The 26,474-nt window shown below is 70.5% G+C and carries 22 protein-coding genes and 1 pseudogene; 16 read left to right on the top strand and 7 right to left on the bottom strand.

Annotated elements, in window-relative coordinates:
* The first annotated feature begins 10 nt into the window (after positions 1-10).
* Positions 11-766: a polyphosphate--glucose phosphotransferase gene (gene ppgK / locus ACWCV3_RS22060; protein WP_451226708.1), complete on the top strand. Its 756-nt coding sequence runs from the start codon at positions 11-13 to the stop codon at positions 764-766.
* A gap of 96 nt (positions 767-862) precedes the next feature.
* Here the strand turns inward: ppgK and ACWCV3_RS22055 are convergent, their stop codons facing one another.
* Positions 863-1,441, bottom strand: coding sequence for a DUF6542 domain-containing protein (locus tag ACWCV3_RS22055; protein WP_451226706.1), 579 nt, complete (start codon positions 1,439-1,441; stop codon positions 863-865).
* Between the two features lie 367 nt (positions 1,442-1,808).
* On the opposite strand from ACWCV3_RS22055, the gene ychF reads away from it, so the two are divergent.
* The 3 genes from ychF (at position 1,809) to ACWCV3_RS22040 (ending at position 3,628) form a co-directional block, all read left to right on the top strand.
* On the top strand, positions 1,809-2,897 hold the full coding sequence (gene ychF / locus ACWCV3_RS22050) for a redox-regulated ATPase YchF (protein ID WP_451226703.1): 1,089 nt from the start codon (positions 1,809-1,811) through the stop codon (positions 2,895-2,897).
* A 198-nt stretch (positions 2,898-3,095) separates the two neighbouring features.
* Entirely contained in the window at positions 3,096-3,377 is a 282-nt protein-coding gene (locus ACWCV3_RS22045; RefSeq protein ID WP_053623546.1) for a type II toxin-antitoxin system Phd/YefM family antitoxin, read from the top strand.
* On the top strand, positions 3,374-3,628 hold the full coding sequence (locus tag ACWCV3_RS22040; protein WP_111380477.1) for a Txe/YoeB family addiction module toxin: 255 nt from the start codon (positions 3,374-3,376) through the stop codon (positions 3,626-3,628). Before ACWCV3_RS22045 ends, ACWCV3_RS22040 begins: the two co-directional genes overlap by 4 nt.
* Positions 3,629-3,859: 231 nt before the next feature.
* Here the strand turns inward: ACWCV3_RS22040 and ACWCV3_RS22035 are convergent.
* Positions 3,860-4,081 (bottom strand): annotated as a pseudogene (locus ACWCV3_RS22035) (DNA-binding protein); the annotation flags it as partial.
* A gap of 642 nt (positions 4,082-4,723) precedes the next feature.
* On the opposite strand from ACWCV3_RS22035, the gene ACWCV3_RS22030 reads away from it, so the two are divergent.
* The 5 genes from ACWCV3_RS22030 to ACWCV3_RS22010 all read left to right on the top strand — a co-directional run bounded on the left by ACWCV3_RS22030 (position 4,724) and on the right by ACWCV3_RS22010 (position 10,013).
* A complete protein-coding gene (locus ACWCV3_RS22030; RefSeq protein WP_451226699.1) occupies positions 4,724-5,476 on the top strand; it encodes a GntR family transcriptional regulator in 753 nt (250 codons plus the stop codon).
* Positions 5,477-5,834: 358 nt separating this feature from the next.
* Positions 5,835-6,026, top strand: coding sequence for an SPOR domain-containing protein (locus ACWCV3_RS22025; RefSeq protein ID WP_135783953.1), 192 nt, complete (start codon positions 5,835-5,837; stop codon positions 6,024-6,026).
* A 30-nt stretch (positions 6,027-6,056) separates the two neighbouring features.
* Complete coding sequence (locus ACWCV3_RS22020; RefSeq protein ID WP_451226696.1) at positions 6,057-6,467, top strand: (deoxy)nucleoside triphosphate pyrophosphohydrolase; 411 nt, start codon at positions 6,057-6,059, stop codon at positions 6,465-6,467.
* Between the two features lie 212 nt (positions 6,468-6,679).
* The gene (locus ACWCV3_RS22015; RefSeq protein WP_451226694.1) at positions 6,680-7,108 is read left to right on the top strand and encodes an ATP-binding protein; all 429 of its coding nucleotides are present in this window, start codon (positions 6,680-6,682) and stop codon (positions 7,106-7,108) included.
* A gap of 322 nt (positions 7,109-7,430) precedes the next feature.
* Positions 7,431-10,013: a SpoIIE family protein phosphatase gene (locus tag ACWCV3_RS22010; protein ID WP_451226691.1), complete on the top strand. Its 2,583-nt coding sequence runs from the start codon at positions 7,431-7,433 to the stop codon at positions 10,011-10,013.
* Between the two features lie 35 nt (positions 10,014-10,048).
* Here ACWCV3_RS22010 and ACWCV3_RS22005 read toward each other — a convergent pair whose 3' ends face one another.
* Positions 10,049-11,551, bottom strand: coding sequence for a hypothetical protein (locus ACWCV3_RS22005; RefSeq protein ID WP_451226688.1), 1,503 nt, complete (start codon positions 11,549-11,551; stop codon positions 10,049-10,051).
* Between the two features lie 195 nt (positions 11,552-11,746).
* On the opposite strand from ACWCV3_RS22005, the gene ACWCV3_RS22000 reads away from it, so the two are divergent.
* The 7 genes from ACWCV3_RS22000 (at position 11,747) to ACWCV3_RS21970 (ending at position 22,387) form a co-directional block, all read left to right on the top strand.
* On the top strand, positions 11,747-13,915 hold the full coding sequence (locus ACWCV3_RS22000; RefSeq protein ID WP_451226685.1) for an ABC transporter family substrate-binding protein: 2,169 nt from the start codon (positions 11,747-11,749) through the stop codon (positions 13,913-13,915).
* Positions 13,916-14,088: 173 nt separating this feature from the next.
* Entirely contained in the window at positions 14,089-15,996 is a 1,908-nt protein-coding gene (typA, locus tag ACWCV3_RS21995; protein WP_451226682.1) for a translational GTPase TypA, read from the top strand.
* Positions 15,997-16,542: 546 nt separating this feature from the next.
* Positions 16,543-18,177, top strand: a complete 1,635-nt coding sequence (locus tag ACWCV3_RS21990) for a peptide ABC transporter substrate-binding protein (RefSeq protein ID WP_451226679.1) — start codon at positions 16,543-16,545, stop codon at positions 18,175-18,177.
* 141 nt (positions 18,178-18,318) lie between these two features.
* On the top strand, positions 18,319-19,248 hold the full coding sequence (locus ACWCV3_RS21985) for an ABC transporter permease (RefSeq protein WP_451226676.1): 930 nt from the start codon (positions 18,319-18,321) through the stop codon (positions 19,246-19,248).
* Positions 19,241-20,182: an ABC transporter permease gene (locus tag ACWCV3_RS21980; protein ID WP_451226673.1), complete on the top strand. Its 942-nt coding sequence runs from the start codon at positions 19,241-19,243 to the stop codon at positions 20,180-20,182. Before ACWCV3_RS21985 ends, ACWCV3_RS21980 begins: the two co-directional genes overlap by 8 nt.
* Positions 20,183-20,193: 11 nt before the next feature.
* Positions 20,194-21,246, top strand: a complete 1,053-nt coding sequence (locus ACWCV3_RS21975; RefSeq protein ID WP_451226670.1) for an ABC transporter ATP-binding protein — start codon at positions 20,194-20,196, stop codon at positions 21,244-21,246.
* Positions 21,239-22,387: an ABC transporter ATP-binding protein gene (locus ACWCV3_RS21970; protein WP_451226667.1), complete on the top strand. Its 1,149-nt coding sequence runs from the start codon at positions 21,239-21,241 to the stop codon at positions 22,385-22,387. The genes ACWCV3_RS21975 and ACWCV3_RS21970 overlap by 8 nt, the downstream gene beginning before the upstream one ends.
* Before the next feature lie 118 nt (positions 22,388-22,505).
* Here the strand turns inward: ACWCV3_RS21970 and ACWCV3_RS21965 are convergent, their stop codons facing one another.
* Genes ACWCV3_RS21965 through ACWCV3_RS21950 form a run of 4 tightly spaced genes read right to left on the bottom strand, consistent with a single transcriptional unit; the run spans position 22,506 to position 26,462 of the window.
* Positions 22,506-23,498 (bottom strand): ABC transporter ATP-binding protein, encoded by a 993-nt coding sequence (locus ACWCV3_RS21965; RefSeq protein WP_451226665.1) that lies wholly within the window; start codon positions 23,496-23,498, stop codon positions 22,506-22,508.
* Positions 23,495-24,493 carry an ABC transporter ATP-binding protein gene (locus tag ACWCV3_RS21960; protein ID WP_451226662.1) on the bottom strand — a complete coding sequence of 333 codons (999 nt, stop codon included), beginning with the start codon at positions 24,491-24,493 and terminating at the stop codon, positions 23,495-23,497. The genes ACWCV3_RS21965 and ACWCV3_RS21960 overlap by 4 nt, the downstream gene beginning before the upstream one ends.
* Positions 24,490-25,401: an ABC transporter permease gene (locus tag ACWCV3_RS21955; protein WP_451226659.1), complete on the bottom strand. Its 912-nt coding sequence runs from the start codon at positions 25,399-25,401 to the stop codon at positions 24,490-24,492. The genes ACWCV3_RS21960 and ACWCV3_RS21955 overlap by 4 nt, the downstream gene beginning before the upstream one ends.
* Entirely contained in the window at positions 25,398-26,462 is a 1,065-nt protein-coding gene (locus tag ACWCV3_RS21950; RefSeq protein WP_451226656.1) for an ABC transporter permease, read from the bottom strand. Before ACWCV3_RS21950 ends, ACWCV3_RS21955 begins: the two co-directional genes overlap by 4 nt.
* Positions 26,463-26,474 lie beyond the last annotated feature (12 nt).

Here is a 26,474-nt window from a genome sequence, read left to right as displayed (position 1 = left end):
ACGTGGGGCCATGCAGATCTTCGGCGTGGACATCGGTGGGTCCGGCATCAAGGGTGCCCCGGTGGACCTGGACAAGGGCGATCTCGCCCAGGAGCGCTGCAAGGTGCTCACCCCGCATCCGGCGACGCCCGAGGGCGTCGCCGACGGCGTCAAGGAAGTGATCGACCACTTCGGCTGGACCGGCCCGGTCGGGCTGACCTTCCCCGGAGTGGTCCAGGACGGCGCGACCGTCCTCACCGCGGCGAACGTCGACAAGAGCTGGATCGGCACGGACGCCCGCACCCTGTTCAGCGAGAAGCTGGGCGGCCTGCCGGTCACGCTGGTCAACGACGCGGACGCGGCCGGCCTCGCCGAGATGCGGTTCGGTGCCGGGCGCGGACGGGGCGGCACGGTCATCGTGCTGACCTTCGGCACCGGCATCGGCAGCGCGGTCTTCACCGACGGCGTGCTGGTCGCCAACACCGAGCTGGGCCATGTCGAGCTGAACGGCCACGACGCGGAGAAGAAGGCGTCCAGCAAGGCCAAGGAGGACGGCGACCTGAGCTGGGAGCACTGGGCACGCCGGGTCGAGAAGTACCTCGCGCACCTGGAGATGCTCTTCTCGCCGGAGCTGTTCATCGTCGGCGGCGGGGTGAGCCGCAAGGCCGAGAAGTTCCTCCCGCACATCAAGGGCATCAAGGCCGAGATCGTCCCGGCCCAGCTCCAGAACAACGCGGGCATCGTGGGCGCGGCGATGCGCGCCGGGCAGCGCGAAGCCGCGGAGTAGCGGTGGCCTGGGGCCCGGCCTGCGTCTTCCGCCGGCCGGGCCCCTGCCACCCAGGCGTGCGGCACAGCGGCGCCCTGGGCGCCGCTCCACCGGTCTTCACGCGGTTCGGCGCCGTCTGCCGCGGATCCAGCGCACCCGGCGCACCAGGACCGTCACCCCGGCGATCAGCGTCCCGCCGTACAGCCAGCCCGCCTGGGTGGCGAGGCCGGTGAAGACGCCCATCAGGGAGCCGAGGAAGCCCGCGCTGCCGTCGGCGACCGGGAAGAGGCCGGCGCCGAAGGCGATGGGCAGGGCGACGGGGGCGGTCAGCAGGTCGCCGGGGCGCACCCAGAGCGCGGTGAGCACGCAGACGGGCAGGAACAGCACGCCGTAGGCGATCAGGGACGAGCCGAACAGCAGGGCGTCCAGGCCGCCGAGCAGCAGCATCGCGGCCACGCAGAACAGGCCGCCGCCGAGCCCGGTGAGCCGGGGGTCCGGGAAGCGCCGGCCACCGGGCGCGCGGCCCGGCTCGGCGACGGACCGGCGCACGGCCTCGGGGCCGCGGCGGGCCGCGACGGACCCCCCGGCCGGTCGCACGGCGTCCGGACCGCGCCGGGCCTGGGGCGGAAGATGCGCGGGCGTGGGTGTGCCGCGTCGCGGCCCGTCTTTCGGAGGTCGCGTTCTGTGTTGCTCCACTGGACCAACTTAGGTCTGTTTATGTGCCGAATCGCCCTTCAGACACGCCGAAGACCTGCCCGCGGGGTCAGTCCGGCCGGACGGGGGACTCTCCCGCCGGTCACCCCGCGCGGACGCCGTAAACTGGTGGATCGGCCGGTGTCCCTCGGGCCGTGTCCGCGAAGTCGCCTGGCTCGCGTCGCCTGGCACGCGCGCTCGCCGCGTTGTCGGGGTCGCCCTCGTACGCCCAGTACGAAGGCGACCCTCCGCCCTGCGATCGCACGCACCAGACGCCACGAGCACTGCCCTCCGGGCAGACGGCGCTGCTTCGCGAACACGGCCCAGGCCCTGGCAGCCCCTGGCCCACTCCTCTACGGGAAGTCGCAACGTGTCGCTCACGATCGGAATCGTCGGCCTGCCCAATGTCGGCAAGTCGACCCTGTTCAACGCCCTGACCAAGAACGACGTGCTGGCGGCCAACTACCCGTTCGCCACGATCGAGCCGAACGTCGGCGTGGTCGGCGTCCCCGACGGCCGCCTGGCGCAGCTCGCGTCGATCTTCTCGTCGGAGCGCATCCTCCCGGCGACGGTGGACTTCGTCGACATCGCGGGCATCGTGCGCGGCGCGTCCGAGGGTGAGGGACTGGGCAACAAGTTCCTGGCGAACATCCGTGAGTCCGACGCGATCTGCCAGGTCATCCGCGCCTTCAAGGACGAGAACGTCGTGCACGTCGACGGCAAGGTCTCGCCGAAGGACGACATCGAGACGATCAACACCGAGCTGATCCTCGCCGACCTCCAGACCATCGAGAAGGTCCTGCCGCGCCTCCAGAAGGAGTCCCGGATCAAGAAGGACGTCGCGCCGAAGGTGAAGGCGGTCGAGGAGGCGAAGGAGATCCTGGAGCGGGGCGACACCCTGTCCTCCCAGGGCATCCTCCAGGGCTCGGAGCGCGCGGAGCCGCTGCACGACCTGCACCTCCTGACGACGAAGCCCTTCCTCTACGTCTTCAACGTGGACGAGGACGAGCTGACCGACGAGGACTTCAAGAACACCCAGCGCGCGCTGGTCGCCCCGGCCGAGGCGATCTTCCTCAACGCCAAGCTGGAGGCGGACCTCGCCGAGCTGGACGAGGAGGACGCGATGGAACTCCTGGAGTCCGTCGGCGCCGAGGAGCCCGGCCTCGCCACCCTCGCCCGCGTCGGCTTCAACACCCTCGGCCTCCAGACCTACCTCACGGCCGGCCCCAAGGAATCCCGCGCCTGGACCATCCCCAAGGGCGCCACCGCCCCCGAGGCGGCCGGTGTCATCCACACCGACTTCCAGAAGGGCTTCATCAAGGCGGAGGTCATCTCCTTCGACGACCTGGTGGAGACGGGCTCCGTGGCGGAGGCCCGCGCCAAGGGCAAGGCGCGCATGGAGGGCAAGGACTACGTGATGCGGGACGGGGACGTGGTGGAGTTCCGGTTCAACGTCTGAGCGGATGAACTGACACCACGTCGTTGACGTGGCAAACATGCAGGTCAGATGGGGCCCACCTCTCCGGAGGTGGGCCCCTACCCTTTCCCCGTGCTGGATGGGTGCTGGATCAGCTGAGGCACCATCAGTCGGTCCCTCTCTCAGATGACACCAAGGGTGGTACGTTATTGAGTACCACTTGATGGGAGGGTTGAAGTCATGTCCATCACTGCGAGTGAAGCGCGCAAGGAACTGTTTCCGTTGATCAAAAAGGTCAACGAGAATCACGAGGCCATCGAGATCGTCTCCAAACACGGTAACGCGGTGCTCGTCTCGGCCGAGGACTACATGGCGCTGCGCGAGGGCTCCTACCTGCTGCGCTCGCCAGCGAACGCCCGGCGTTTGCTCAAGGCGTACGAGAACGCCCTGTCGCACATCAACGTGTCGGAGCGTGAGCTGATCGATCCCGAGTCGCCGGACGCAGGTGCGGGTGCCGCGTGAGGCTCGTCTTCGAGGATCAGGGCTGGGAGGACTACACGTCCTGGCTCAAGAACGACCGTAAGATGCTCGCCCGGATCAACAAGCTCATCGAAGATGTCAGGCGTGACCCCTTCGTGGGCATCGGCAAGCCGGAGCCGCTGAAGTATCACCTGCCAGGGGCCTGGTCGCGACGGATCGACGAAGAGCACCGCCTCGTCTATCTGGTGACCGACAATGAGATCGTCATCCTCGCTGCCCGGTATCACTACTGATCGGTGATTGTCCGGTGTGCTGGGACAGTCAGGCCGAACCGGTTGATGAGTACGGTCGTGCTCTTTTTGCGGTATCGCGGTCAATTCTGAGGGCCCATTTTGATGAATTGTCGCAAGCGGACCTTGAAGACCTCAATTGCGATCGGGTTGATGTCACGTTTCGACAGCTCGCTAAACTCGCTCGCCTGCACCGCGACAAGGGATGCTGGATGTCGCCGGCGTGAGGCTGCCTCAAACCTTGACGACCTCCACGGAAGGGCCGCACAGGAGTGTCAGATCCTCGGGGTCGGACGTGAGGACGGTGACCGGCCGGGGTGCGTTGCGGGCGATGACGGCGAAGGCGGCATCGATGGCGTACTTGTGGCCGTGGCAGTGATGGGTGCGCAGAAGCGCGACAGCCTGGTCGGTGATCTCCTTGGTGACGTCGTGAACGTCGACGCGGGAGAGGATCCACGAGGTGTCGCGCTGGCTGGGACACCGATCGGTCAAAACGACGGTCGATATCTACGGGCATCTGCTGCCCGGCGCGTGGGAGCGCTGCCGGGAAGTCTTGCAGCGTTCCATGCGGCCGCTGCCCCTGGACGTGACGTCCTTGCCGTCAGAGGCGACGAGCTCAAGCGCCGGCAACTGAGCTGGGTAGGCGTACCAGGGCGGGCTGGCCTGTGCGGTGCTGGGATGGAACGCCCGTGCTGGGATGGTGCTGGGATGCCCACCGTAGAACGCGCGTTTCCGCAGGTGGGAGCTCTGCACTACAGGTTCCGCTTCAACGTGTAGTGGCCGACGCGTCACCGCGTCGCTGATCCGGCGGGTACGCAGGCCGGATGAGGTCCGACCCTTCGGGGTCGGGCCTCTCGTTCTTTCCCGTGGTGGGACGGTGCTGGGGCGTGGCCGCCCGGCCCGCGCTCGGAGTGAGCGGGCGGCGGCGCGAAGGTGTGATCACGGCTCAGCGGGGGAGTCATGGCCGGAGGAAGTCGCTGGACGCGGGTGTGCCCCGTCCCTCGTCATCACTTCGAGTGATTCTCTGGCCTTTGCTTGCATGGCCCAACCCACGGTTGCCACGCTGTTGCTGTCTGTACAACCTGATGGGAGCGGCCAGTGACATTCGGTGAGCAGCCGGCGTACCTGCGGGTGGCGGGTGATCTCCGCCAGAAGATCGTCGACGGTTCACTGCCGCCCCATACCCGCCTCCCGTCGCAGGCCCGCATCCGCGAGGAGTACGGGGTCTCGGACACGGTCGCGCTGGAGGCCCGCAAGGTGCTGATGGCGGAGGGGCTGGTCGAGGGGCGGTCCGGCTCGGGTACGTATGTGCGTGAGCGGCCGGTGCCGCGCAGTGTGGCGCGCTCGGGGTACCGCCCGCAGGGCGGCGCCACCCCCTTCCGGCAGGAGCAGGCCGACGCGACCGCGCGCGGCACCTGGGAGTCCAGCAGCGAGCGTGCCGAGGCCGGTACCGGGATCGCGGAGCGGCTCGGGATCGAGCCGGGCGAGCGGGTGATGCGGACCAAGTACCTGTTCCGGGACGCCGGCGAGCCGATGATGATCTCCACCTCCTGGGAGCCGCTCGCCGTGACCGGCCGCACCCCGGTCATGCTGCCCGAGGAGGGTCCCCTGGGCGGGATGGGCGTGGTCGAGCGGATGCGCGCCATCGACGTCATCGTGGACAACGTCACCGAGGAGGTCGGGGCCCGTCCCGGCCTCGCGGAGGAGCTCCTCCTGCTCGGCGGCGTTCCCGGCCATGTCGTCCTCGTCATCCAGCGCACCTACTACGCCTCGGGCCGCCCGGTCGAGACGGCCGACGTCGTCATCCCGGCCGACCGCTATCAGGTCGCGTACCACCTGTCCGTGCGGTAGCGGAGCCTCATGAGGTAGCGCACACGGGACGCGCTCCCCCGGGGCGTGCTCCGGCGTGCGATTCCCGCGCCCCCTGTCGCCGTCCGGCCGGCCGGCCGACCGTCGTCCCTGGTGGACGGCGGTCGAGGCCGTCCCGGGCGCGCTCCTCGGGACGCGGCGCGTTCGATTCCGTGCGCCCCCGTACGTTCTGGCCGGTTGCGTACCTCTTCGTGAAAAGCCGTATCCGCTGTGTGAAGGTTGGGCGTACGCTCGGGCATATGCGTACTGCGGTTTCCTCGGGCGGGACACCTTGGAGCCCCGGAGCGGAAAGCGGGTGGGGCGGGTGCTTAGGGCTACGGGAGGGGAAGCGATGGGGGCGATGAACGAGGGTGCGGTCGTTCTGCCCTGGCTCGTCATACGTCAGGACGACAACGGCAATCGCTACCGGGTCGGCCGGTACGCGACGCGGGCCGAGGCCCAGAAGATCGCCGACAGTCTCGACGGCCGCGGGCACAGGCAGCTCTACTCCGTGGAGCGCGTGAGTCAGCACGGCGAGAGCACGCGCAACTGACCACGGGCGTGCTCCCGTAGGCTCCGGACCATGACCGAACGGATCGTGGTGGTGGGAGCCGCCCTGCTCGACGGGGACCGGCTGCTCGCCGCGCGGCGCAGCGCGCCCCCGGAGCTGGCCGGACGCTGGGAGCTGCCCGGCGGCAAGGTCGAGCCCGGCGAGCGACCCGAAGAAGCCCTCGTGCGCGAACTGCGCGAGGAGCTGGGCGTCGACGCCGAGGCGGTCGAACGCGTACCGGGGGAGTGGCCCCTGAGGACTCCTTACGTGCTGTGGGTCTGGACCGCCCGGCTCCGTCCGGGCTCACCCGGACCCGAGGCCCTCCAGGACCACGACGAACTGCGCTGGCTCACCCCCGGCCACCTCTGGGACGTGCCCTGGCTCGACCAGGACGTCCCGGCGGTGCGCGAGATCGCCGCACGCCTCGGCGCGCAGGCGCGCTGACCGGGGTGCGGGGTGCGCGGCCCGGCGTGCGGAGCCGGAGCAGGGCCGGCCCCGACCCGCCGCGCCGCCGTACTCCCCGCCCGGGTGTACCGGGAGTGGTCCGGCCGGCTCCCGGAAGCCGCACGTCGTTCGCGCCACGGTGTCCCGGCCCGCACGGTACTGCGCACCGCATACCGGGTATGTGGCCAGTAACCCCATGAAATCGGACATGGGTGGGTCCGCTCACGTGGGAAGTGATCGGCGTGTTCGACACCGAGGGCGACTGCGTCGAGCGGACGTTCCCCCCGGAGCCCGGCGCGGTGCGCACAGCCCGTGCCGCTGTCCGGGACCAGTTGGGGCGCTGGCATCTGGACTCCCTCGCCGACCTGACGGTGTTGCTGGTCAGCGAGCTGGTGACCAACTCCCTGCGGCACGCGGACGGCCCGATCGGGCTGCGCCTGGTGCGCCCGGTCGGGCTCGGCGGGGTGCTGCGGGTGGAGATCTCCGACCAGGTGCCGGACCCCCCGCGCGAGCGGATCGCCCGGCCCGAGGACGAGAGCGGCCGGGGGGTGGCGCTCGTCGCGTCCTCGTCCGCCCGCTGGGGTACCCGGCCGGGCGGGAGCGGCAAGACCGTCTGGTTCGAACTGGCGATCCCCGAATGATGCCCGCCCGCCCGTCACGACCCGGAGCGCGGGCGGGAGCATCGGGGGCACGGCTGGACAGGCCGGGGGTAAGGAGGGGGTGCGCGCGCCCCCGCGTGGGTCGGCTCGCACCCCGGTGCGCGAGCGCGTTGCCGGGCGCGTGGTTCGAGGCCGTGTTCGCTGGTTAGAAGACTGGAAGTGTTGTCGCGGCGCGGTCCGGAAGGCATCCGTACCGAGCTGTGATCGTGAACACCGTGTCGTGCGGCGCCGTAGTGCTGGATACTGCGGGCAGCCGCCCCCGGTGACCGGTGCCGGACGCGGTGAGCTGGAGGGGACGGTTCGCGTGAGCGAGATACCAGCGAAGGCCACGGAGTCCGAGGACCCGTCGGACGGCGCGAGGAGCCGGGCCGCCCAGGAGGCGGCCCCCGCTGACATGTGGCAGAGCAGTCCGCCCGGCTCGATGTACGACTACATAAAGGTCGCGTCCTTCTCCCTCAGTCCCGGCGGGCTGGTCGAGCAGTGGAGCCTGCGCGCCGAACAGCTCTTCGGCGTCCCCGCCCGCCGTGCCGTGGGGCTGGACCCGATCGAGGCGTTCGTCGACCCCGACCTGCGCAGTCGTGGCGAGCGGAAGATGGCCGAGATCCTGGACGGGCGGGAGTGGACCGGCGTGGTCCCCTTCCGCATGCCGGCCGGCGAGGACGGCTCGCGCGGCGAGGAGGGCATGGCGGAGGTCTACGTCATGCCCACCCGTACCGCCGAGGGCGACAAGGCCGCCGTGTGCATCGTGGTGGACGTGCGGACCCTGCGCAGCATCGAGACCGACCTCGCCGCCTCGCAGGCGATATTCGGCCAATCTCCCTTCGGGTTCCTGCTGATCGACACCGATCTCCGGGTGCGCCGGGCCAACACAAGGTTCGCGTCGATCTTCGGTGGCACCCCGGACGACCACCGGGGCAAGGGCGTGCACGACTATCTCCCGCGCGGCGAGGCCGACCGGGTCGCGGCCACCATGCGCAGGGTGCTGGAGTCCGGCGATTCCATCACCGACATGCACGTCACCGGCTTCGTACCGGACTCCGACGAGCGCCGGCACTGGTCCATCAACCTCTACCGCGTGCACAGCGGCAGCGGGCGCCCCATCGGTGTGGCCTGGCTCGGCACCGACATCACCGCCCGGCGCGAGGCCGCCCGTGAGGCCGCCTCCGCGCGGCGCAACCTCGCCCTGCTCAACGAGGCGGGTGCCCGCATAGGGAACTCGCTCGACCTGGAGACGACCGCCCGCGAACTGCTCGACGTGGTCGTCCCCGGCTTCTGCGACCTGGCCACCGTCGACCTCTACCAGGCCCTGCTGACCGGCGACGAGGCCCCGCCCAAGCTGGCCGACGGCAGCGCGGAACTGCGCCGGGTGGCCTTCGCCAGCGCCGTCTCCGACGCGCCCTTCGGCGGTTCGGCGGAGCGGGTGGAGCTGGGCGCGGTGCACCGCTTCCCGTTCAACTCCCCGTGCGCGGACGCCCTGCGCACCGCCCGGCCGCAGCGGGTGCCCGCCGAGGAGGGCGGCCTGGTGCAGTCCACGCTCGCCGTGCCGATGGTCGCGCACGACACCGTGGTGGGCATCGTGCAGTTCGCCCGCACCAAGGGCAGCGAACCGTTCGGGGACCGCGACCGCGACCTCGCGGTCGAGCTGGCCGCGCGCGCCGCCGTCTGCATCGACAACGCCCGGCTCTACCGCCGCGAGCACGAACGCGCGCTCATACTCCAGCGGTCCCTGCTCCCGCCCGGCGACCCCGAGGCGTCCGGCCTGGACATCGCCTGCCGCTACCTGCCCGGCAACGCGGCGACCGAGGTCGGCGGCGACTGGTTCGACGTCATCGAACTCCCCGGCCACCGCACGGCGTTGGTGGTCGGCGACGTGATGGGCCGCGGCCTGCGCGCGGCCGTGGCGATGGGTGAGCTCCGTACGGCGGTGCGCACCCTGGCCCTGCTCGACCTCGAACCGGCCGAGGTGCTCTCCGCGCTGGACGAGATCGCCCGCGGCCTCGGCACCCCCGGCGGGGTCCAGCAGGCCACCCGCGCGGCCCGCCAGCCGCGCGACGCCGACCTGTCCGAGGTGTACCTGGCCACCTGCGTGTACGCGGTCTACGACTCCGTCACCCGGCGCTGCACCTTCGCCAACGCCGGCCATCTGCCGCCGGTGCTGGTGGAGCCCGGCGAGGCCGCGCTGATGCTCGACGTGCCGCCCGGGATGCCGCTGGGCGTGGGCGGCGAGCCGTTCGAGGAGGTGGAGGTCGAGCTGCCCGAGGGCGCCCTGCTCGCCCTCTACACCGACGGTCTGGTCGAGTCCCGCGACCATCCGCTGGACGAGGGGCTCCAGGCGTTCGTGCAGGCGCTCACCGACCCCTCCCGCCCGTTGGAGGACGTCTGCGACCACGTCCTGAACAGCCTCGACACCCGGCACGGCGAGGACGACATCGCGTTGCTCATGGCCCGCGTCCAGGGTCTGCCCACCGAGTCGGTCGGAGACTGGACCCTGCCCCGCGAGCCGCGCAGCGTGGGCCGGGCCAGGGAGTACGCGCGGTCCCAGCTGCTGAGCTGGGACCTGGAACCCCTGGTCGACACCACGGAACTCCTGGTCAGCGAGCTGGTGACGAACGCCCTGCGGTACGGCGAGGGCGAGATCCGGCTCCGGCTGCTGCTGGACCGCACCCTGGTCTGCGAGGTCTGGGACGGCGGTCTGGTCCAGCCCCGCAGGCGGCGGGCCCGTGACACCGACGAGGGCGGGCGCGGCCTGCAACTGGTCGGCCTCCTCAGCGCGGCCTGGGGCTCCCGGCGCACCCCGCGCGGCAAGACGGTGTGGTTCGAGCTGCCGCTCCCCGGTGGCGACAGCCCCCTGACCGACCCGGCGGAGGCGCTGCTCAGCCTGTTCTGAGGGGCCGGCCCGCACCGCGTCCACGACGGCGCCGCTCAGTGCGTTCGGGGGCCGAGGCGGCCGCGGGTCTCCGGGCCGCCGAAGGACACCGGCGGCCCGCCGTCCGGTCCCTCGCCGAGGAGCACCCCGCCGAGGACCGCCCCGGCGGTTCCCTCGGCGCCGGACTCCGGCCCGCCGTGCGTGCGGACGTCCCGGTCGGCCAGTTCCAGGGCCCGGCGGGCCAGGACGGCCGCCTCGACGGGGTGGGGCGCGGCGAGGGTGCCCACGGCCGCCGTGAGCAGGGAGCGGGGGCCGGCGCCGACCGCGCCCCGGTGCACCGCGACGAAGTCCTCCGCCTCGCCGACGGCCGCCCGCGCCACCAGACAGGCCGCGGTGTCCAGCACTCCCGACCGGGACCCCGGCAGCCGGACCAGGGCGCGGGTGACGCGCCGCAGCGCGTCCAGCGGGTCGTACGGGCCCGCCGTCAGCTCCGTGCGTACGGCGGCCAGGGTGCCGTCGGCCCCCGACGGCACCGGTGTGCCCGTCGCCCGCGCCCGCGCCAGTACCGCCTCCGCCCCGGTCAGCGCGGCCGGTACCAGTGCCGCCGCCTCCCGCAGCCACCGGGCCGTGCGGTCCGTCCCCGCCACCAGAATCCCCGCCTGCGCCACCGATCCCTCCGCCGCACGGAGTTGACGCAGAACCCGCATCTCCTCGCCCGAGTCGGCTGCCCGGCGTGCCTCGTTGAGCCGGGCGGTGGCGAACACCAGCCGGTCCATCGCCTCTTCGGCGCACCGGGCGGCCCGCGCACCGACCGCGGGGCCGTACCGCTCGCCCAGTTCCGAGGCCGTGGCCCGCGCGCCCGCCGCACGTGGGGCCAGCCGGCGGAACGCGCCCTCGGCCACCTCCAGCGCCGGGCCCACCTCCGCCCGGCGCAGCCGGTCCAGCTCCCCGGCCCGCGCGTCCAGCACCCGCCCCGCCTCCGCGCACCGGCCGACGACGCCCGCCAGGGCCTGCCGGCGGTCACCGGGGTCGCGGGGTTCGCCCTCCTCGTAGCGGTGCCACAGGGCGAAGGCGGCGGAGAGTTCGGTCCGGGCGGCGTGGATCGCTTGCCGGAAGGGGGCGAGAGCCCGCTCGTCCGCGAGCGCGGCCGCGAAGGGCAGTTCCTCCTCGCTCGCCCGGACGCTGTCGTCGGCCCGGACCAGGGCCTCGCGGGCCCGGCGGTCGGACTCGGCCGGGGCGGGGGCGGCCGGGGCCGACGGGTGTACGCCGGACGCGCGGCGGCCCCGGCGCACGTAGCCGTACGCGGCGACGACTCCGGCGGTGCCGAGCACGGCGACCGGGAGGATCAGGTCGGTGGCGGAGGACTCGTCGTCCCGAGGGGCGGCGGGAGCGGCCGGTGCCCTGCGGGGAGGGGACGCGGTCGCCGGTTCCTGCGCCGCGAGCACCGGGACGGCCAGCCAGCCCGCCCCGGCGACCGCGCCGACCAGCGCGTGCGCGACCCGCACGCGTATGTGCGCCGGGGCGTGCCGGGGGCGGCCCCGGACCTGGGAGGACGTCACTTTGGGAGCGTATGGGCGGGTTCGCGGCCCCGCGAGCGGAGGGTGTTGCGCCGCACGGGTGGGCTTGCCGCGCGGCGCGGTCGTGTCGCTCCGTTTCCCCCGGCACGGTCGCCTTCAGTGGGTGCATAGATCTGATCAGCTCCATATACCGCCAAAAGTGATCAAAACGCCCGCGGCTTTCCGGAGGTAGCAGAGATGTCCCACGACGGCGTCGGCTCACGCGCGGTCCTGCGCGCGACCGCCTTCCTCACCGCGGGCGCCCTCGCGGTGCCCCTCCTCGCCGGATGCGGCTCGGACGAGAAGGCCGGCCGCCCGCCGGCCGGACCGGACATCGCCCACGTCACCCGCGACAAGGTCGCCGAGGGCGGTACCGTGAAGTGGGCCGTGGACGCGCTGCCGGAGACGCTCAACGCCTATCAGGCCGACGCCGACGCGGGCACCACCCGAGTCGCCCAGGCCACCCTCCCCTCGATGTTCCAGCTCGACGCGGGCGGCCGCCCGGCGGTGAACCCCGCCTATCTGGAGTCCGCCAAGGTCATCGAGACCGAGCCGCGCCAGGTCGTGTTGTACAAGCTGAACCAGCAGGCCGTGTGGAGCGACGGCCGCGAGATCGGCGCCGCCGACTTCCTCGCCCAGTGGCGCGCCCTGTCCGGCAAGGACAGCGCCTACTGGACCGCCCGCAACGCCGGGTACGACCGCATCTCCAAGATCGAGCGCGGCGCCAGCGACCTCCAGGTCCGGGTCACCTTCTCCCGCCCTTACGCCGACTGGAAGTCGCTGTTCTCCCCGCTGTACCCGAAGGACGTCATGGGCACCCCGGACGCCTTCAACGACGGTGCCCGGCGCAAGCTGAAGACCACCGCGGGCCCCTTCCGGGTGGACAAGGTCGACACCGCCGGCAAGGACGTCGTCCTCTCCCGCAACCCGCGCTGGTGGGGACAGCCCGCCAAGCTCGACCAGATCGTGCTGCACACCGTCCCGCGGGACGAGCGGGCCACCGCGCTGGCGGACGGCAAGGTCGACGTCGCCGACGTGGACGCCGCCACGGCCGGGCGGATCGGCGGTGCCGCCGGTGGCAGCGGGACCGGGAGCCCGCTCGCGGGCGGCGGCAGGACCTCCGCCAAGAAGCTCCGCTCCTGGGCGCTCGCCCACGGTCTGGATACGGAGAAGGTCGAGCACGCGGGCAGGCAGAAGCTGCGCAAGGCCATCACCCGGTACCTGGAGGAGCAGGATGGGCTCCGCTCCTACGAGGTGCGCAAGTCCCTGGAGCCCGCCTACACCCAGCTCGCCCTGAACGGCGCCGGGGGCCTGCTCGCGGACGAGCGGGTACGCCGGGCCGTGGCCCGCGCACTGGACCGCAAGGAGCTGGCCAGGCTGGTGCTGACCCCGCTCGGCCTGCCCGCCGAGCCGGTCGGCAGCCACCTGGCGCTGGCGGGCCAGCCCGCCTACGCCGACAACAGCAACGCCCTGGGCGGCCAGGACACCAAGGAGGCGCAGGCCCTGCTCTCGGAGGCGGGCTGGGTGCCGGGCGGCCCGGTCAAGGCGCAGAAGAAGGCCGAGAAGGCCGCCGGACCCGAGCGCGGCACCAAGGACGACGAGGACCGGTCCGAGGGCGGCAAGGACGGCGAGTACATCGTCGGCGAGGACGACGACAACACCGACGGCAAGAACGAGCACGGCGACGGCAGCGGCCGTCACCTCGCTCAGGACGGCAAGCAGTACACCGGCCAGGGCGGTGCCCCCGGTGCCTACGCCCCCAAGGGCACCGCGGCCCCGGCGGGCGCGGTGAACGGACCGCTCGCCAAGGACGGCCAGGCGCTCAACCTCCGCTTCGTCCTCCCCACCGGCGCGGGCTCGGAGACCCTGAACACCGTCGCCGGGCGGATCTCCGCGATGCTGGAGAAGGTCGGCATCCGCACCACGCTCATCAAGGTCCCCGACGAGAGCTACTTCAAGGACCACATCGCGGCCGGCGACTTCGACCTCGCCCTGTACTCCTGGCCCGCCTCCGCCTTCCCGGCCACCGACGCGCGCCCGATCTTCGCCAAGCCCGCGCCCGCCGCCGACGGCTCGGTGAACGTCGAGCAGAACTACACCCGCGTCGGCACCGACCAGGTGGACCAGCTCTTCGACCAGGCCGCCTCCACGCTGGACGAGGACGAGTCCCGCGACCTCATCCGCAAGGCCGACACCCGCATCTGGGCGGCGGCCGCCTCCATCCCCCTCTACCAGCGCCCCCAGCTCGTGGGCGTACGGAAGACCCTGGTCAACATGGGTGCCTTCGGCTTCCAGGCGCCGGTCTACGAGGACATGGGCTTCCTGAAGAAGGGCGCGAAGGTCTCGCCCAGCCCGACCGGGAGCTGAACCCCGCTCCCACCGCCCGTTCCACCCGGAAACCGGGCCCCGTGGCCCTGCGGAGGCCGCCCCCCGCAGGGCCACGTACCATGGGGTGAGGCCGTGGCGTGTCCAGCCCGGCAGGTCCCGCGCAAGAGAATCCCGCGCAGGGCAGTCCGCACACTCCGGGAGTACGCCGCAATATGGCCACGCGCCACGACATCCGTAACGTCGCCATCGTCGCCCACGTCGACCATGGCAAGACCACCATCGTCGACGGCATGCTGAAGCAGGCCGGCGCGTTCGCCGCTCACCAGCTCGACTCCGTCGACGACCGGGTCATGGACTCCAATGACCTGGAGCGTGAGAAGGGCATCACGATCCTCGCCAAGAACACGGCGGTGAAGTACCACCCCAAGGACGGCGGCGAGCCGATCACCATCAACATCATCGACACCCCCGGCCACGCCGACTTCGGTGGCGAGGTCGAGCGCGGTCTGTCGATGGTGGACGGCGTCGTCCTCCTCGTCGACGCCTCCGAGGGCCCGCTGCCGCAGACCCGCTTCGTGCTGCGCAAGGCGCTCCAGCAGCGGCTTCCCGTCATCCTGTGCATCAACAAGACGGACCGCCCCGACTCGCGCATCGACGAGGTCGTCAACGAGACCTACGACCTCTTCCTCGACCTCGACGCGGACGAGGAGCAGATCGAGTTCCCGATCGTCTACGCCTGCGGCCGCGACGGCATCGCCTCGCTGACCAAGCCGGAGAACGGCACGGTCCCGGCGGACTCCACCAGCCTGGAGCCGTTCTTCTCCACCATCCTGGAGCACATCCCGGCCCCCACGTACGAGGAGGACGCGCCGCTCCAGGCCCACGTCACCAACCTCGACGCGGACAACTTCCTCGGCCGTATCGCGCTGCTCCGCGTCGAGCAGGGCGAGCTGCGCAAGGGCCAGACCGTCGCGTGGATCAAGCGCGACGGCACGGTCTCCAACGTGCGCATCTCCGAGCTGATGATGACCGAGGCGCTCACCCGCAAGCCGGCCGAGGTGGCGGGCCCCGGTGACATCTGCGCCGTGGCCGGTATCCCGGACATCATGATCGGTGAGACCCTCGCCGACCCGGAGAACCCTGTCGCGCTCCCCCTGATCACGGTGGACGAGCCCGCGATCTCCATGGTCATCGGTACCAACACCTCGCCGCTGGTCGGCCGCGGCGGCACCGGCAAGGGCGCGGACGCCAAGTCCGCCGTCAAGGACCGCAAGGTCACCGCCCGCCAGGTCAAGGACCGCCTCGACCGCGAGCTGATCGGTAACGTCTCCCTCCGCGTGCTCGACACCGAGCGCCCGGACGCCTGGGAGGTCCAGGGCCGCGGTGAGCTGGCGCTCGCCATCCTGGTCGAGCAGATGCGCCGTGAGGGCTTCGAGCTGACCATCGGCAAGCCCCAGGTCGTCACCCAGATGATCGACGGCAAGGTGCACGAGCCGGTCGAGCGCATGACGATCGACGTCCCCGAGGAGCACATGGGCGCGGTCACGCAGCTCATGGGCGTCCGCAAGGGCCGGATGGACAACATGTCCAACCACGGCTCCGGCTGGGTCCGCCTGGAGTTCGTCGTCCCGTCCCGCGGCCTCATCGGCTTCCGTACCGAGTTCCTGACCAACACCCGCGGTACGGGCATCGCCCACTCCATCCACGAGGGCCACGAGCCGTGGTTCGGCACCCTGACGACCCGTAACAACGGCTCGCTCGTCGCCGACCGCGCCGGCTCCGTCACCGCGTTCGCGATGACGAACCTCCAGGAGCGCGGCGTGCTCTTCACCGAGCCGGGCACCGAGGTGTACGAGGGCATGATCGTCGGCGAGAACTCGCGCTCCGACGACATGGACGTCAACATCACCAAGGAGAAGAAGCTCACGAACATGCGGTCGGCCTCGGCCGACTCGTTCGAGGCGATCGTTCCGCCGCGCAAGCTCTCCCTGGAGCAGTCGCTCGAGTTCTGCCGCGACGACGAGTGCGTCGAGGTGACCCCGGAGGCGGTCCGCATCCGCAAGGTCGTCCTCGACCAGAAGGAGCGCGGTCGCACCGCGAGCCGCGCCAAGCACGGCTGACGCGGGGGCTGTCCGCAGCCGAAGTGAGTGAGAAGGGTCCGCCCGGCACCTGCCGGGCGGACCCTTCCTCTTCCCCGTCGCACCACCAGGGCCATGCAGGGTTTTCCCTATGAACGCGGATCAGGTTCACTCCGGGTTACGGCGGCCTCCCGCGCGTGGTTAAAGTGGCCGGAATCGGTGAGTCCTCGGGCGACTCCGGCGCTCCTTCCAGCGCAACCGGTTTTCTCTCCCTGTGTCCGCTATTCGGACAACTGCATCCGATAGTTGTGTAACAAGTCCGTTTCGCAGGGATCTTTCACCCATGCGTTTGTCCGGATTTTGGGAGAAGTAGACGGCAGGTGTGATCGAACCGAGACCTCGAAAGTGTGGTTCGCTCCGGCCCGCATGGCAGATAGTTAGGCGCGTAGATAGCTCGGGTCACGCGCTGTTGTTGAGGGCGCCGGGCTCACGAGCGCGGGGGCACTTGAGCATTTCAGGCACCGGTGACGGTGGTGCGTCCAGTGTCCCTCCATGCGGTGAACCAATGGACTCATGAGGAGGAGCCCCATGCGTGGTGCCAAGAGCGCCAAGTGGGTTGCGATAGCGGCGATTGTGGCGCTGGGTGCGACGGCCTGTGGCGGCGGCGGGGACGACGGCTCGGGCGATGGCGGCTCGCGCGCGGTGAACGCGAAGGGCGTGTTCAGCTACCAGAGCAACGAGCCCCAGCACCCCATCCAGCCGGCGAACGTCATGGAGACCGGCGGTGGCCGTATCACCGACGCCCTCTTCAGTGGCCTGGTCGACTACAACCCGAAGTCGGGCAAGCTGGAGAACCTGGTCGCCGAGTCCATCAAGCAGGACGACGCCAGCCACTACACGATCAAGCTCAAGCAGGGCTGGACCTTCCACAACGGTGAGAAGGTCACCTCGCACTCCTTCGTGGACGCCTGGAACTGGGGCGCCAACTCGAAGAACGCACAGCAGAACGCCTCCTGGTTCTCGGACATCAAGGGCTACGCCGACGTCCACCCGGACAAGGGCGACCCGAAGACCGACAAGATGTCCGGTCTGACCACCCCGGACGACTCGACCATCAAGGTCGCGCTGGCCTCCCCCGTTCCGTACTGGACCTACAAGCTGGGCTACAGCGCCTTCTACCCGCTGCCCAAGGTCTTCTACACGAACCCCAAGAAGTACGGCCAGGAGCCTGTCGGCAACGGCGCGTACAAGTTCGTCAAGTGGAACCACAACCAGGACTTCCTGGTGAACACGTACGCCGACTACGCGGGCCCCAAGCCCAAGAACGGCGGCATCGACTTCAAGTTCTACACGACCTCTGAGGCCGCCTACCAGGACGCCGTCTCCGACAACCTGGACGTGCTGGACCAGGTCGCGCCGAGCGCGATGTCCAAGTACCACCAGGACCTGGGCGACCGCGCGGTCGACGCCCCGCAGAACGCGATCCAGACCGTCTCCGTCGCCGAGTACGCGCCGACGATCAAGAAGCTCAAGGACCGCGCGAAGTTCATCGAGGGCCTGTCCATGGCCGTCGACCGCAGCACCATCACCAAGACGGTGCTGGCCGGCTCGCGTGAGCCCGCCACGGGCTTCGTCCCGCCGGCCGTCGAGGGTTACAAGGCCAACGCCTGTGGCGAGGCCTGCACGTACAACCCGAAGAAGGCCAAGCAGCTGATCCAGGAGGCGGGTGGCGCCAACGCGACCATCTCGATCCTGTACAACGCCGACGGCGGCCACAAGGAATGGGTGACGGCCGTGTGCGCCAACATCACCCAGAACACCGGCGTCAAGTGCGAGGGCGACTCGAAGGCCGACTTCAAGACGGCCCTGGACGTCCGCACCAAGAAGAAGGTCCAGAGCCTCTACCGCTCCGGCTGGGTGCAGGACTACCCGCTGAACGCCAACTTCCTCAAGGACCTGTACGGCAGCACCGCCGCGGGCAACGAGGGCGGCTACTCCAACAAGGAGTTCGACAAGCTGGCGGCCAAGGCGGACAAGGCTTCCTCGCTTGACGAGTCGGTGAAGCTGTACCAGGACGCCGAGGCGGCCCTGTACAAGGACATGCCCGCCATCCCGCTGTGGTACTACAAGACGAACGCGGGTTACTCGAAGAACGTCACGAACGTCAGCTACGACACCTTCGGCAAGCCGGTCTTCGCGGACGTCGAGGTCTACAAGAAGTAAAGGCCGCAACGGTCGATTCACTGAGGCGCCCGCGCAGGCCGCGGGCGCCCCACCGTTCGCAACCGGTGGCCGCCCCGCACCACCCCCCACCAGGAGAGCGCGGCAGGGGCGGCCACCAGAGCGGCTGACAATGGAGGCTCGATGGGGCGCTATGTCGCGCGGCGACTGCTCCAGATGATCCCGGTGTTCGTCGGGACCACTCTGCTCATCTTTTTGATGGTCTACTCCCTGCCCGGTGACCCCGTCCGGGCGCTGTGGGGCGACAGACCTGCCGATCCCCAGGCGATGGCGCGCCTGAAGCACGAGTACTGGCTCGACAGGCCGGTTCTCGAGCAGTACTGGCACTACATCAGCAATGTTTTCAAGGGAGACTTCGGCACCAGCTTCGTGACGGGGCGCAAGGTCGTCGACGTCATGTCCGAGGTCTTCCCGGTGACGATCCGGCTCGCGCTGGTCGCCTTCACCATCGAGATCGTGGTCGGACTGGTCCTGGGCCTGGTGTCCGGCCTCAACCGCGGCAAAATCTACGACAAGCTCGTGCTGGTGATCACGCTGCTGCTGGTCTCCATCCCGATCTTCGTGCTCGGCTTCATCGCCCAGACGGTCTTCGGCAACCAGCTCGGCTGGGTGACCCCGACGGTGCAGGACTCCAACGACATCACCCAGTTGATCCTGCCCGGCATCATCCTGGGCTCCCTGTCCTTCGCGTACGTGGCCCGGCTCAGCCGGACCTCCATCGCAGAGAACCTCCGGGCCGACTACGTGCGCACGGCCGTGGCCAAGGGCCTGCCGCGCCGCCGTGTCATCGGCGTCCACCTGCTGCGCAACTCGCTGATTCCCGTGGTCACGTTCCTCGGCACCGACCTGGGCGCCCTGATGGGTGGCGCCATCGTCACCGAGGGCATCTTCAACGTCCACGGCATCGGCAACACGCTGTACCGGTCCATCAACCAGTCCGACAACACGACGGTCGTCGGCATCGTGACCGTCCTTGTGATCGTCTACCTGGTCTCCAGCCTCGTCGTCGACCTGCTCTACGCCGTCCTGGACCCGAGGATCCGCTATGTCTGAGGCACTCACGACCGAAACGGCCCTGGAGGAAGCGGTCGCCGGCACGGCGGCCCCCAACCCCTCGCAGGACAGGCCGCGCAGCCTCTGGTCCGACGCGTGGCGGGACCTGCGCCGCAACCCGTTCTTCGTCATCTCGGCAGTACTCATCCTCCTGCTGATCGCGATCGCCGCCTTCCCGGGTGTGTTCACCTCGACCGACCCGAAGCACGCGGACCTCGTGCACCACTACCTGACCGGGCCCAACTGGAGCCACATCGGGCAGGCCGACTGGTTCGGCTACGACGGCCAGGGCCGCAGCGTGTACTCGCGGACGATGTACGGCGCCCGTGCGTCGATCATCGTCGGCATCTTCACCACGCTCGGTGTCGCGATCCTCGGCAGTGTGGTCGGCATGCTCGCCGGCTACTACGGCGGCTGGTTCGACGCGGTGCTGTCCCGGGTCACCGACGTGTTCTTCGGTATCCCGCTGCTGCTCGGCGCGATCGTCGTCCTGAACGCCTTCACCCACCGCACGGTGTGGACCGTGGTGGCCGCGATGGTCTTCCTCGGCTGGACCCAGATCACCCGCGTCATGCGCGGCTCCGTGATCACCGTCAAGCAGCAGGACTTCGTGCAGGCCGCGCGGGCGCTCGGCGCCGGCACCGGCCGCATCCTGCTGCGGCACATCCTGCCGAACGCCGTCGCTCCGGTGATCGTGGTCTCCACCATCGCGCTCGGTGGTTACATCTCGCTGGAGGCGACCCTGTCGTTCCTGGGCATCGGCCTCCCGCCCAGCACGGTCTCCTGGGGCAACGACATCTCGTCCGCGCAGACGGTCATCCGTACCGCGCCGCACGTGCTGTTCTTCCCCAGCGCCATGCTGAGCCTCACCGTGCTCGCGTTCATCATGCTCGGCGACGCGGTCCGCGACGCCCTCGACCCGAAGCTGCGCTGAGGGAGGCGTACGTGACGATCATCGAAGATTCCGAATCCGGCTTCGCCTCAGGCGAGGCTCACACCGGACCGCTACTCGAAGTACGCGACCTGCACGTCGAGTTCCACACCCGGGACGGGGTGGCCAAGGCCGTCAACGGCGTCAACTACAACGTGAGCGCGGGCGAGACGCTCGCCGTGCTCGGCGAGTCCGGCTCCGGCAAGTCCGTGACCGCGCAGGCGATCATGGGCATCCTCGACATGCCGCCGGCGAGGATCCCGCGGGGCGAGATCCTCTTCCGCGGCCAGGACATGCTGAAGATGTCCGCCGAGGAGCGACGCAAGATCCGGGGCCGCCGGATCGCCATGATCTTCCAGGACGCGCTCAGCTCCCTGAACCCGGTGCTGTCCGTCGGCTACCAGCTCGGTGAGATGTTCCGCGTCCACCGGGGCCTGTCCAAGAAGGACGCCAAGGCCAAGGCGATCGAGCTGATGGACCGGGTGAAGATCCCGGCCGCGGCGTCCCGGGTGAACGACTACCCGCACCAGTTCTCGGGCGGTATGCGCCAGCGCATCATGATCGCCATGGCGCTGGCCCTGGAGCCGGACCTGATCATCGCCGACGAGCCGACCACGGCTCTCGACGTGACGGTCCAGGCCCAGGTCATGGACCTGCTCGCGGAGCTGCAGCGCGAGTACAACATGGGTCTGATCCTGATCACCCACGACCTCGGTGTCGTCGCGGACGTCGCCGACAAGATCGCGGTGATGTACGCGGGCCGAATCGTGGAGGCCGCCCCGATCCACGAGCTGTACAAGCGCCCCGCGCACCCGTACACCCGGGGCCTGCTGGACTCGATCCCGCGTCTGGACCAGAAGGGCCAGGAGCTCTACGCGATCAAGGGCCTGCCGCCCAACCTGCTGCACATCCCCAGCGGTTGCGCCTTCAACCCGCGCTGCCCCAAGGCCCAGGACATCTGCCGCACGCAGAGCCCCGCCCTGCTGCCGGTCACCGAACAGGACGGCAGTGACGTGGTCGGCCGCGCCTCGGCGTGCCACTTCTGGAAGGAGACGATCCATGGCTGAGCTCAGCAAGAACGACGAGCGGCAGGACGCCACGCCGAACGTCTCCGAGGTCGAGGTGGTGGACGCGCACTCCGAGCAGGAGGCGGTCGCCGCCATCGAGGCCCCCGTGGAGCGCGGCGAGCCGATCCTGCAGGTGCGCAACCTGGTGAAGCACTTCCCGCTCACCCAGGGCGTCCTCTTCAAGCGCCAGGTCGGTGCGGTCAAGGCCGTCGACGGCGTCTCCTTCGACCTGTACCAGGGCGAGACCCTGGGCATCGTGGGCGAGTCCGGCTGCGGCAAGTCGACGGTGGCCAAGCTCCTGATGACCCTGGAGCGGGCCACGGCGGGCGAGGTCTTCTACAAGGGCCAGGACATCACCAAGCTGTCCGGGCGCGCCCTGAAGGCCGTACGCCGCAACATCCAGATGGTGTTCCAGGACCCGTACACATCGCTCAACCCCCGCATGACGGTGGGCGACATCATCGGCGAGCCCTTCGACATCCATCCCGAGGTGGCCCCCAGGGGCGACCGGCGCCGCAAGGTGCAGGAACTGCTGGACGTCGTCGGTCTCAACCCCGAGTACATCAACCGCTATCCGCACCAGTTCTCCGGCGGTCAGCGCCAGCGCATCGGCATCGCCCGCGGCCTTGCGCTCAACCCCGAGATCATCATCTGCGACGAGCCGGTGTCCGCCCTGGACGTCTCGGTGCAGGCCCAGGTCATCAACCTGATGGAGCGACTGCAGGACGAGTTCAACCTCTCCTACATCTTCATCGCGCACGACCTGTCGATCGTCCGGCACATCTCGGACCGCGTGGGCGTGATGTACCTCGGCAAGATGGCCGAGATCGGCACGGACGAGCAGATCTACGACCACCCGACGCACCCCTACACCCAGGCGCTGCTGTCGGCGGTCCCGGTGCCGGACCCGGAGGCCCGCGAGCACCGCGAGCGGATCATCCTCACCGGTGACGTGCCCTCCCCGGCCAACCCGCCCTCGGGCTGCCGCTTCCGCACCCGCTGCTGGAAGGCCCAGGACAAGTGCGCCGAGGAGGTGCCGCTGCTCGCCGTCCCCGAGCGCTTCAAGGGCGCCGACAGCCCGGCGGCCCACGAGTCCGCCTGCCACTTCGCCGAGGAGAAGGACGTGGTCCACGCGGTCTGATCCCTCCCACGGTCGGACCGGTTCCCGGCGCCCTCACTCCCGAGGCGCCGGGAACCGTCTTTTCACGACACCGCCCGCGGCCACCTCGCCGGATCCCCCGACCGCCCCCCGCCGGCCGTCAGCCGGGCACCCGGGAGCGGGCCCAGTGGCAGGCCACCTCGGGTTCCGGGCCCGCGCCGAGGACGGCCGGGTCCTCGGCGCGGCAGGCGTCCGCGACCCCCGCCCGGTCCGCCTCGCCGCTCGCCAGGACCGGGCAGCGTGCGCGGAAGCGGCAGCCGGTGGGCATGCGGGAGGGGTCCGGGGGTTCGCCGGTGAGGATCACCGGGTCGCCGGGGGCGTCCGGCAGGACGGACAGCAGTGCCTGGGTGTACGGATGCCGGGGGGCGGTCAGCACCTCCTCGACCGGGCCCGTCTCCACGATCCGGCCGAGGTACATCACCGCCACCCGGTCGGCGATGTTCCATGCCAGACCGAGGTCATGGGTCACGATCAGGGAGGCCAGCCCCAGTTCGTCGCGCAGTCTCAGCAGCAGCGCCAGGATCTCACCGCGTACCGAGGCGTCCAGCGAGGCCACCGGCTCGTCGGCCACCAGGAGTTCGGGCTCCAGGACGAGCGCCCCGGCGATCACCACGCGCTGGCGCTGCCCACCGGAGAGCTCGTGCGGGTACCGGAGGAAGAAGCGCTCGGGTGGTCGCAGTCCCGCACGGGACAGAGCGGCGGCGACCGCGGCCCCCTCGTCGCCGGTACCGCCGTGGATGCGCAGGCCCTCGGCCACCGCGTCGTAGACGGTGTGCCGCGGGTTCAGCGAACCGCTGGGGTCCTGGAGCACGAGCTGCACCCGGCGCCGGTACGCCTTCAGGGCACGGGAGGAATGGCCGAGCTGTCTGCCGTCGAACCGTATGCTGCCCGAAGTCGGCCGGACCAGACCCAGCAGCGACCGGGCCAGCGTCGTCTTGCCGCACCCGGACTCACCGACCAGCGCGACCGTCTCCCCGGTGCGGATGTCGAGCTCGACCCCGTCCACCGCTCGCGCCACCGGGTCACCGTTGCGCCCGGGAAAGGACACGTGCAGTCCTCGTGCGCTCAGCAGCGCCGGAGCGGGCGTCGTCATGTGGTGCTCCTCGTGTCCTCGGCCCCGGCCGCTTGGCCGGGGGCGGCCGCCGCCACGTGAACGCAGGCGGCCCGTCGCCCGTGGGACAGGGCGCGCAGCGGCTGATCCCGGGTGGCGCAGTCGTCCAGCGCGACGGCGCAGCGCGCGTGGAACGCGCAGCCGGCGGGCAGGGCGAACGGGTCGGGCGGGTCGCCGGGCAGACCCTGGGGGGCGAAGCGGGAGGCCGGGTCCCCGATGCGCGGGAACGCCGTCGACAGGGCCTTGGCGTAGGGGTGCCTGGCGTCCTCGTGCACCGAGCGGGCCGGACCCTCCTCCACGACCCGCCCGGCGTACATCACCGCCAGCCGGTCGCAGGTTTCCGCGAGTACCGCCAGGTCGTGACTGATCATCATCAGCGCGACGTCCTGGTCGGTGACGAGTCGTTCGATCAGCCCCAGGATCTGCGCCTGAACCATCACGTCCAGTGCGGTGGTGGGCTCGTCGGCGATGACCAACTGCGGGTCGCATGCCAGTGCCATGGCGATCATGACGCGTTGCCGCTGTCCGCCCGAGAGTTCATGCGGGTACGCCGATGCCCGCGCGGCCGGCAACCCGACCTGTTCCAGGAGCTCGCCGGCCCTCTTCCCGGCCGCCGCGGCCGTCGCCCGGCCGTGCAGCACGACCGGCTCGGCGATCTGCTCTCCGACACGCTGTACGGGGTTGAGAGCGTGCATCGCGCCCTGAAAGACGATCGAGGCTCCGGCCCAGCGGACGGCGCGGACCCGGCCCCAGCGCATCGTCAGCACGTCCTCCCCGTCGAGGAGGATCTCTCCGCTCACCCGTGTCCCGACGGGTAGCAGCCGCAGCACGGCGAGCGCCAGCGTCGACTTGCCGCAGCCCGACTCACCGGCGATTCCGAGCTTCTGGCCGGCCGCCACCGAGAGGTCGACCCCGCGTACGGCGGCGGCTCCGCCGGGGTAGGTGACCGTGAGGTCGCGTACGTCGAGAAGGGTCAATGGGAAGCCCCCAGCCTGGGGTTGAGCACGGATTCCACGGCACGTCCGCACAGCGTGAACGAGAGGGCGACCAGGGCGATCGCCACGCCGGGTGGCACCAGGTACCACCAGTCGCCCGCGCTCACCGCGCCCGCCTCGCGCGCGTCCTGGAGCAGCCCGCCCCACGAGACGACGGTGGGGTCGCCGAGGCCGAGGAACGCAAGGGTCGCCTCGGAGAGGATGGAGGACGAGACCATCAGCGTGGTCTGCGCCAGGACGAGGGGCATCACGTTGGGCAGCACGTGGCGGGTCATGACGTGCCAGTGGCCGCCCCCCAGCGCCTTGGCCCGCTCTATGTAGGGGCGTGACTCCACGGCCAGCGTCTGGGCCCTCACGAGCCGGGCGGTCGTCGGCCAGGAGGTGACGCCGATGGCGAGGATCACCGTCCCGAGGGAACGGGACATGACGGTGGCCAGCGCGATGGCGAGTACCAGGGTCGGCATCACCAGGAACCAGTCCGTGACACGCATCAGCACAGTCGCGTACGCGCCACGGAAGTGACCGGCGGTGATGCCGACCACCGCGCCGATCGCCACCGACAGCACGGCAGCGAGGAGCCCGACGAGCAGTGACACCCGCGCGCCCCAGATCACCAGGGCCAGCAGGTTCCGCCCGAACCGGTCGGTGCCCAGAGGGAAGTGGCCGCTGGGCGCCTCCAGCGGGGCGCCCGGGGCGTCGGTGACGCTGGAGACGTCCGACCCGACGATCAGCGGCGCCGCCAGCGCGGTCACCGCGAGCAGGACGAGTGCGGCCAGTCCGGTGACACCGGCACGATGGGCGCGGTACCGCCGCCAGAACCGGTTCGCGGAACGCCACCGCCGCTGCCGGGCGAGCGCCCTGGGGCCGGACCGCGCGACCGGGGTGCTCATCGGCCCACCCGGGGGTCGAACAAGGGGTAGACCAGATCGGCCAGTGTGTTCATGACGATGACCGCCGAGGCGAAGAAGAGGAACAGGCCCTGCACCAGCGGCAGGTCGGGGACGCTCAGGGCCTGGTAGAACAGTCCGCCGAGGCCCGGCCAGGAGAACACGGTCTCGACGAGGATCACTCCGGCGACGGTCCGGCCGAGGTTCACGAAGACGAGGGTGACGGTCGGCAGCAGTGCGTTCGGCACGGCGTGCCGACGGCGCACCAGATCGTCCCGCAGCCCCTTCGCGCGTGCGGTCGTCAGGTAGTCGCTGCCCATCTCGTCCAGCAGGGCGGAGCGGGTGACCAGCAGGGTCTGGCCGTACTCGACCGCGACAAGCGTGATCACCGGAAGAACGAGATGGTGCGCGACGTCGAGACCGTGCGCGAAGCCGTCCGTGCCACCGGCCTCCATGCCGCCGGTGGGGAACAGACCTGGCACGGGGCCCAGTCCCACGGAGAACACGATGATCAGCAGCAGGCCGAGCCAGAAGGACGGGAGGGAGTACAGGGTCAGGGCCAGGCCCGTGTTCACCCGGTCACCCGGGCTGCCGTGCCGCCACGCCGAGCGCGTACCCAGGTACATCCCGAGCGCCGTGTAGAGCACGAAGGCCGTACCCGTCAGCAGCAGGGTGTTCGGCAGGGCTTCGGTGATCTTGTCGATGACCGGTGTGCGGAACTGGTAGGACGTACCGAGATCGCCGGTGAGTGCCTTGCCGCAGTAGTCCGTGAACTGTTGCCACAGCGGTAGGTCGAGGCCGAACTGTTGCCGGTAGGAGGCGAGTTGTTCCGCCGAGACGGGCCGGCCGCCGGTCATGGTCTTGACCGGGTCGCCGGGGATCAGGCGGAAGAGGAAGAAGCCGGTGACGAGGACGGCGAGCAGGGAGACGATCGCGCCACCCAGCTTGCCGGCCCCGTACCGCGCATAGCCGGCCCCTGCGCGGGGCCTCGGCCTGAGGGCCGCGGTACCGGTGGTGACCGGGACCGCGGTGCCGGCCGGTGCCGGCTCGGTGTCAGCTGTCATGACGCGCCGCCC

The sequence above is a fragment of the Streptomyces sp. NPDC001781 genome (assembly GCF_053596035.1).
The sequence above is the reverse complement of the archived record's forward strand: the minus strand, read 5'-3'. Positions and strand labels throughout refer to the sequence as shown.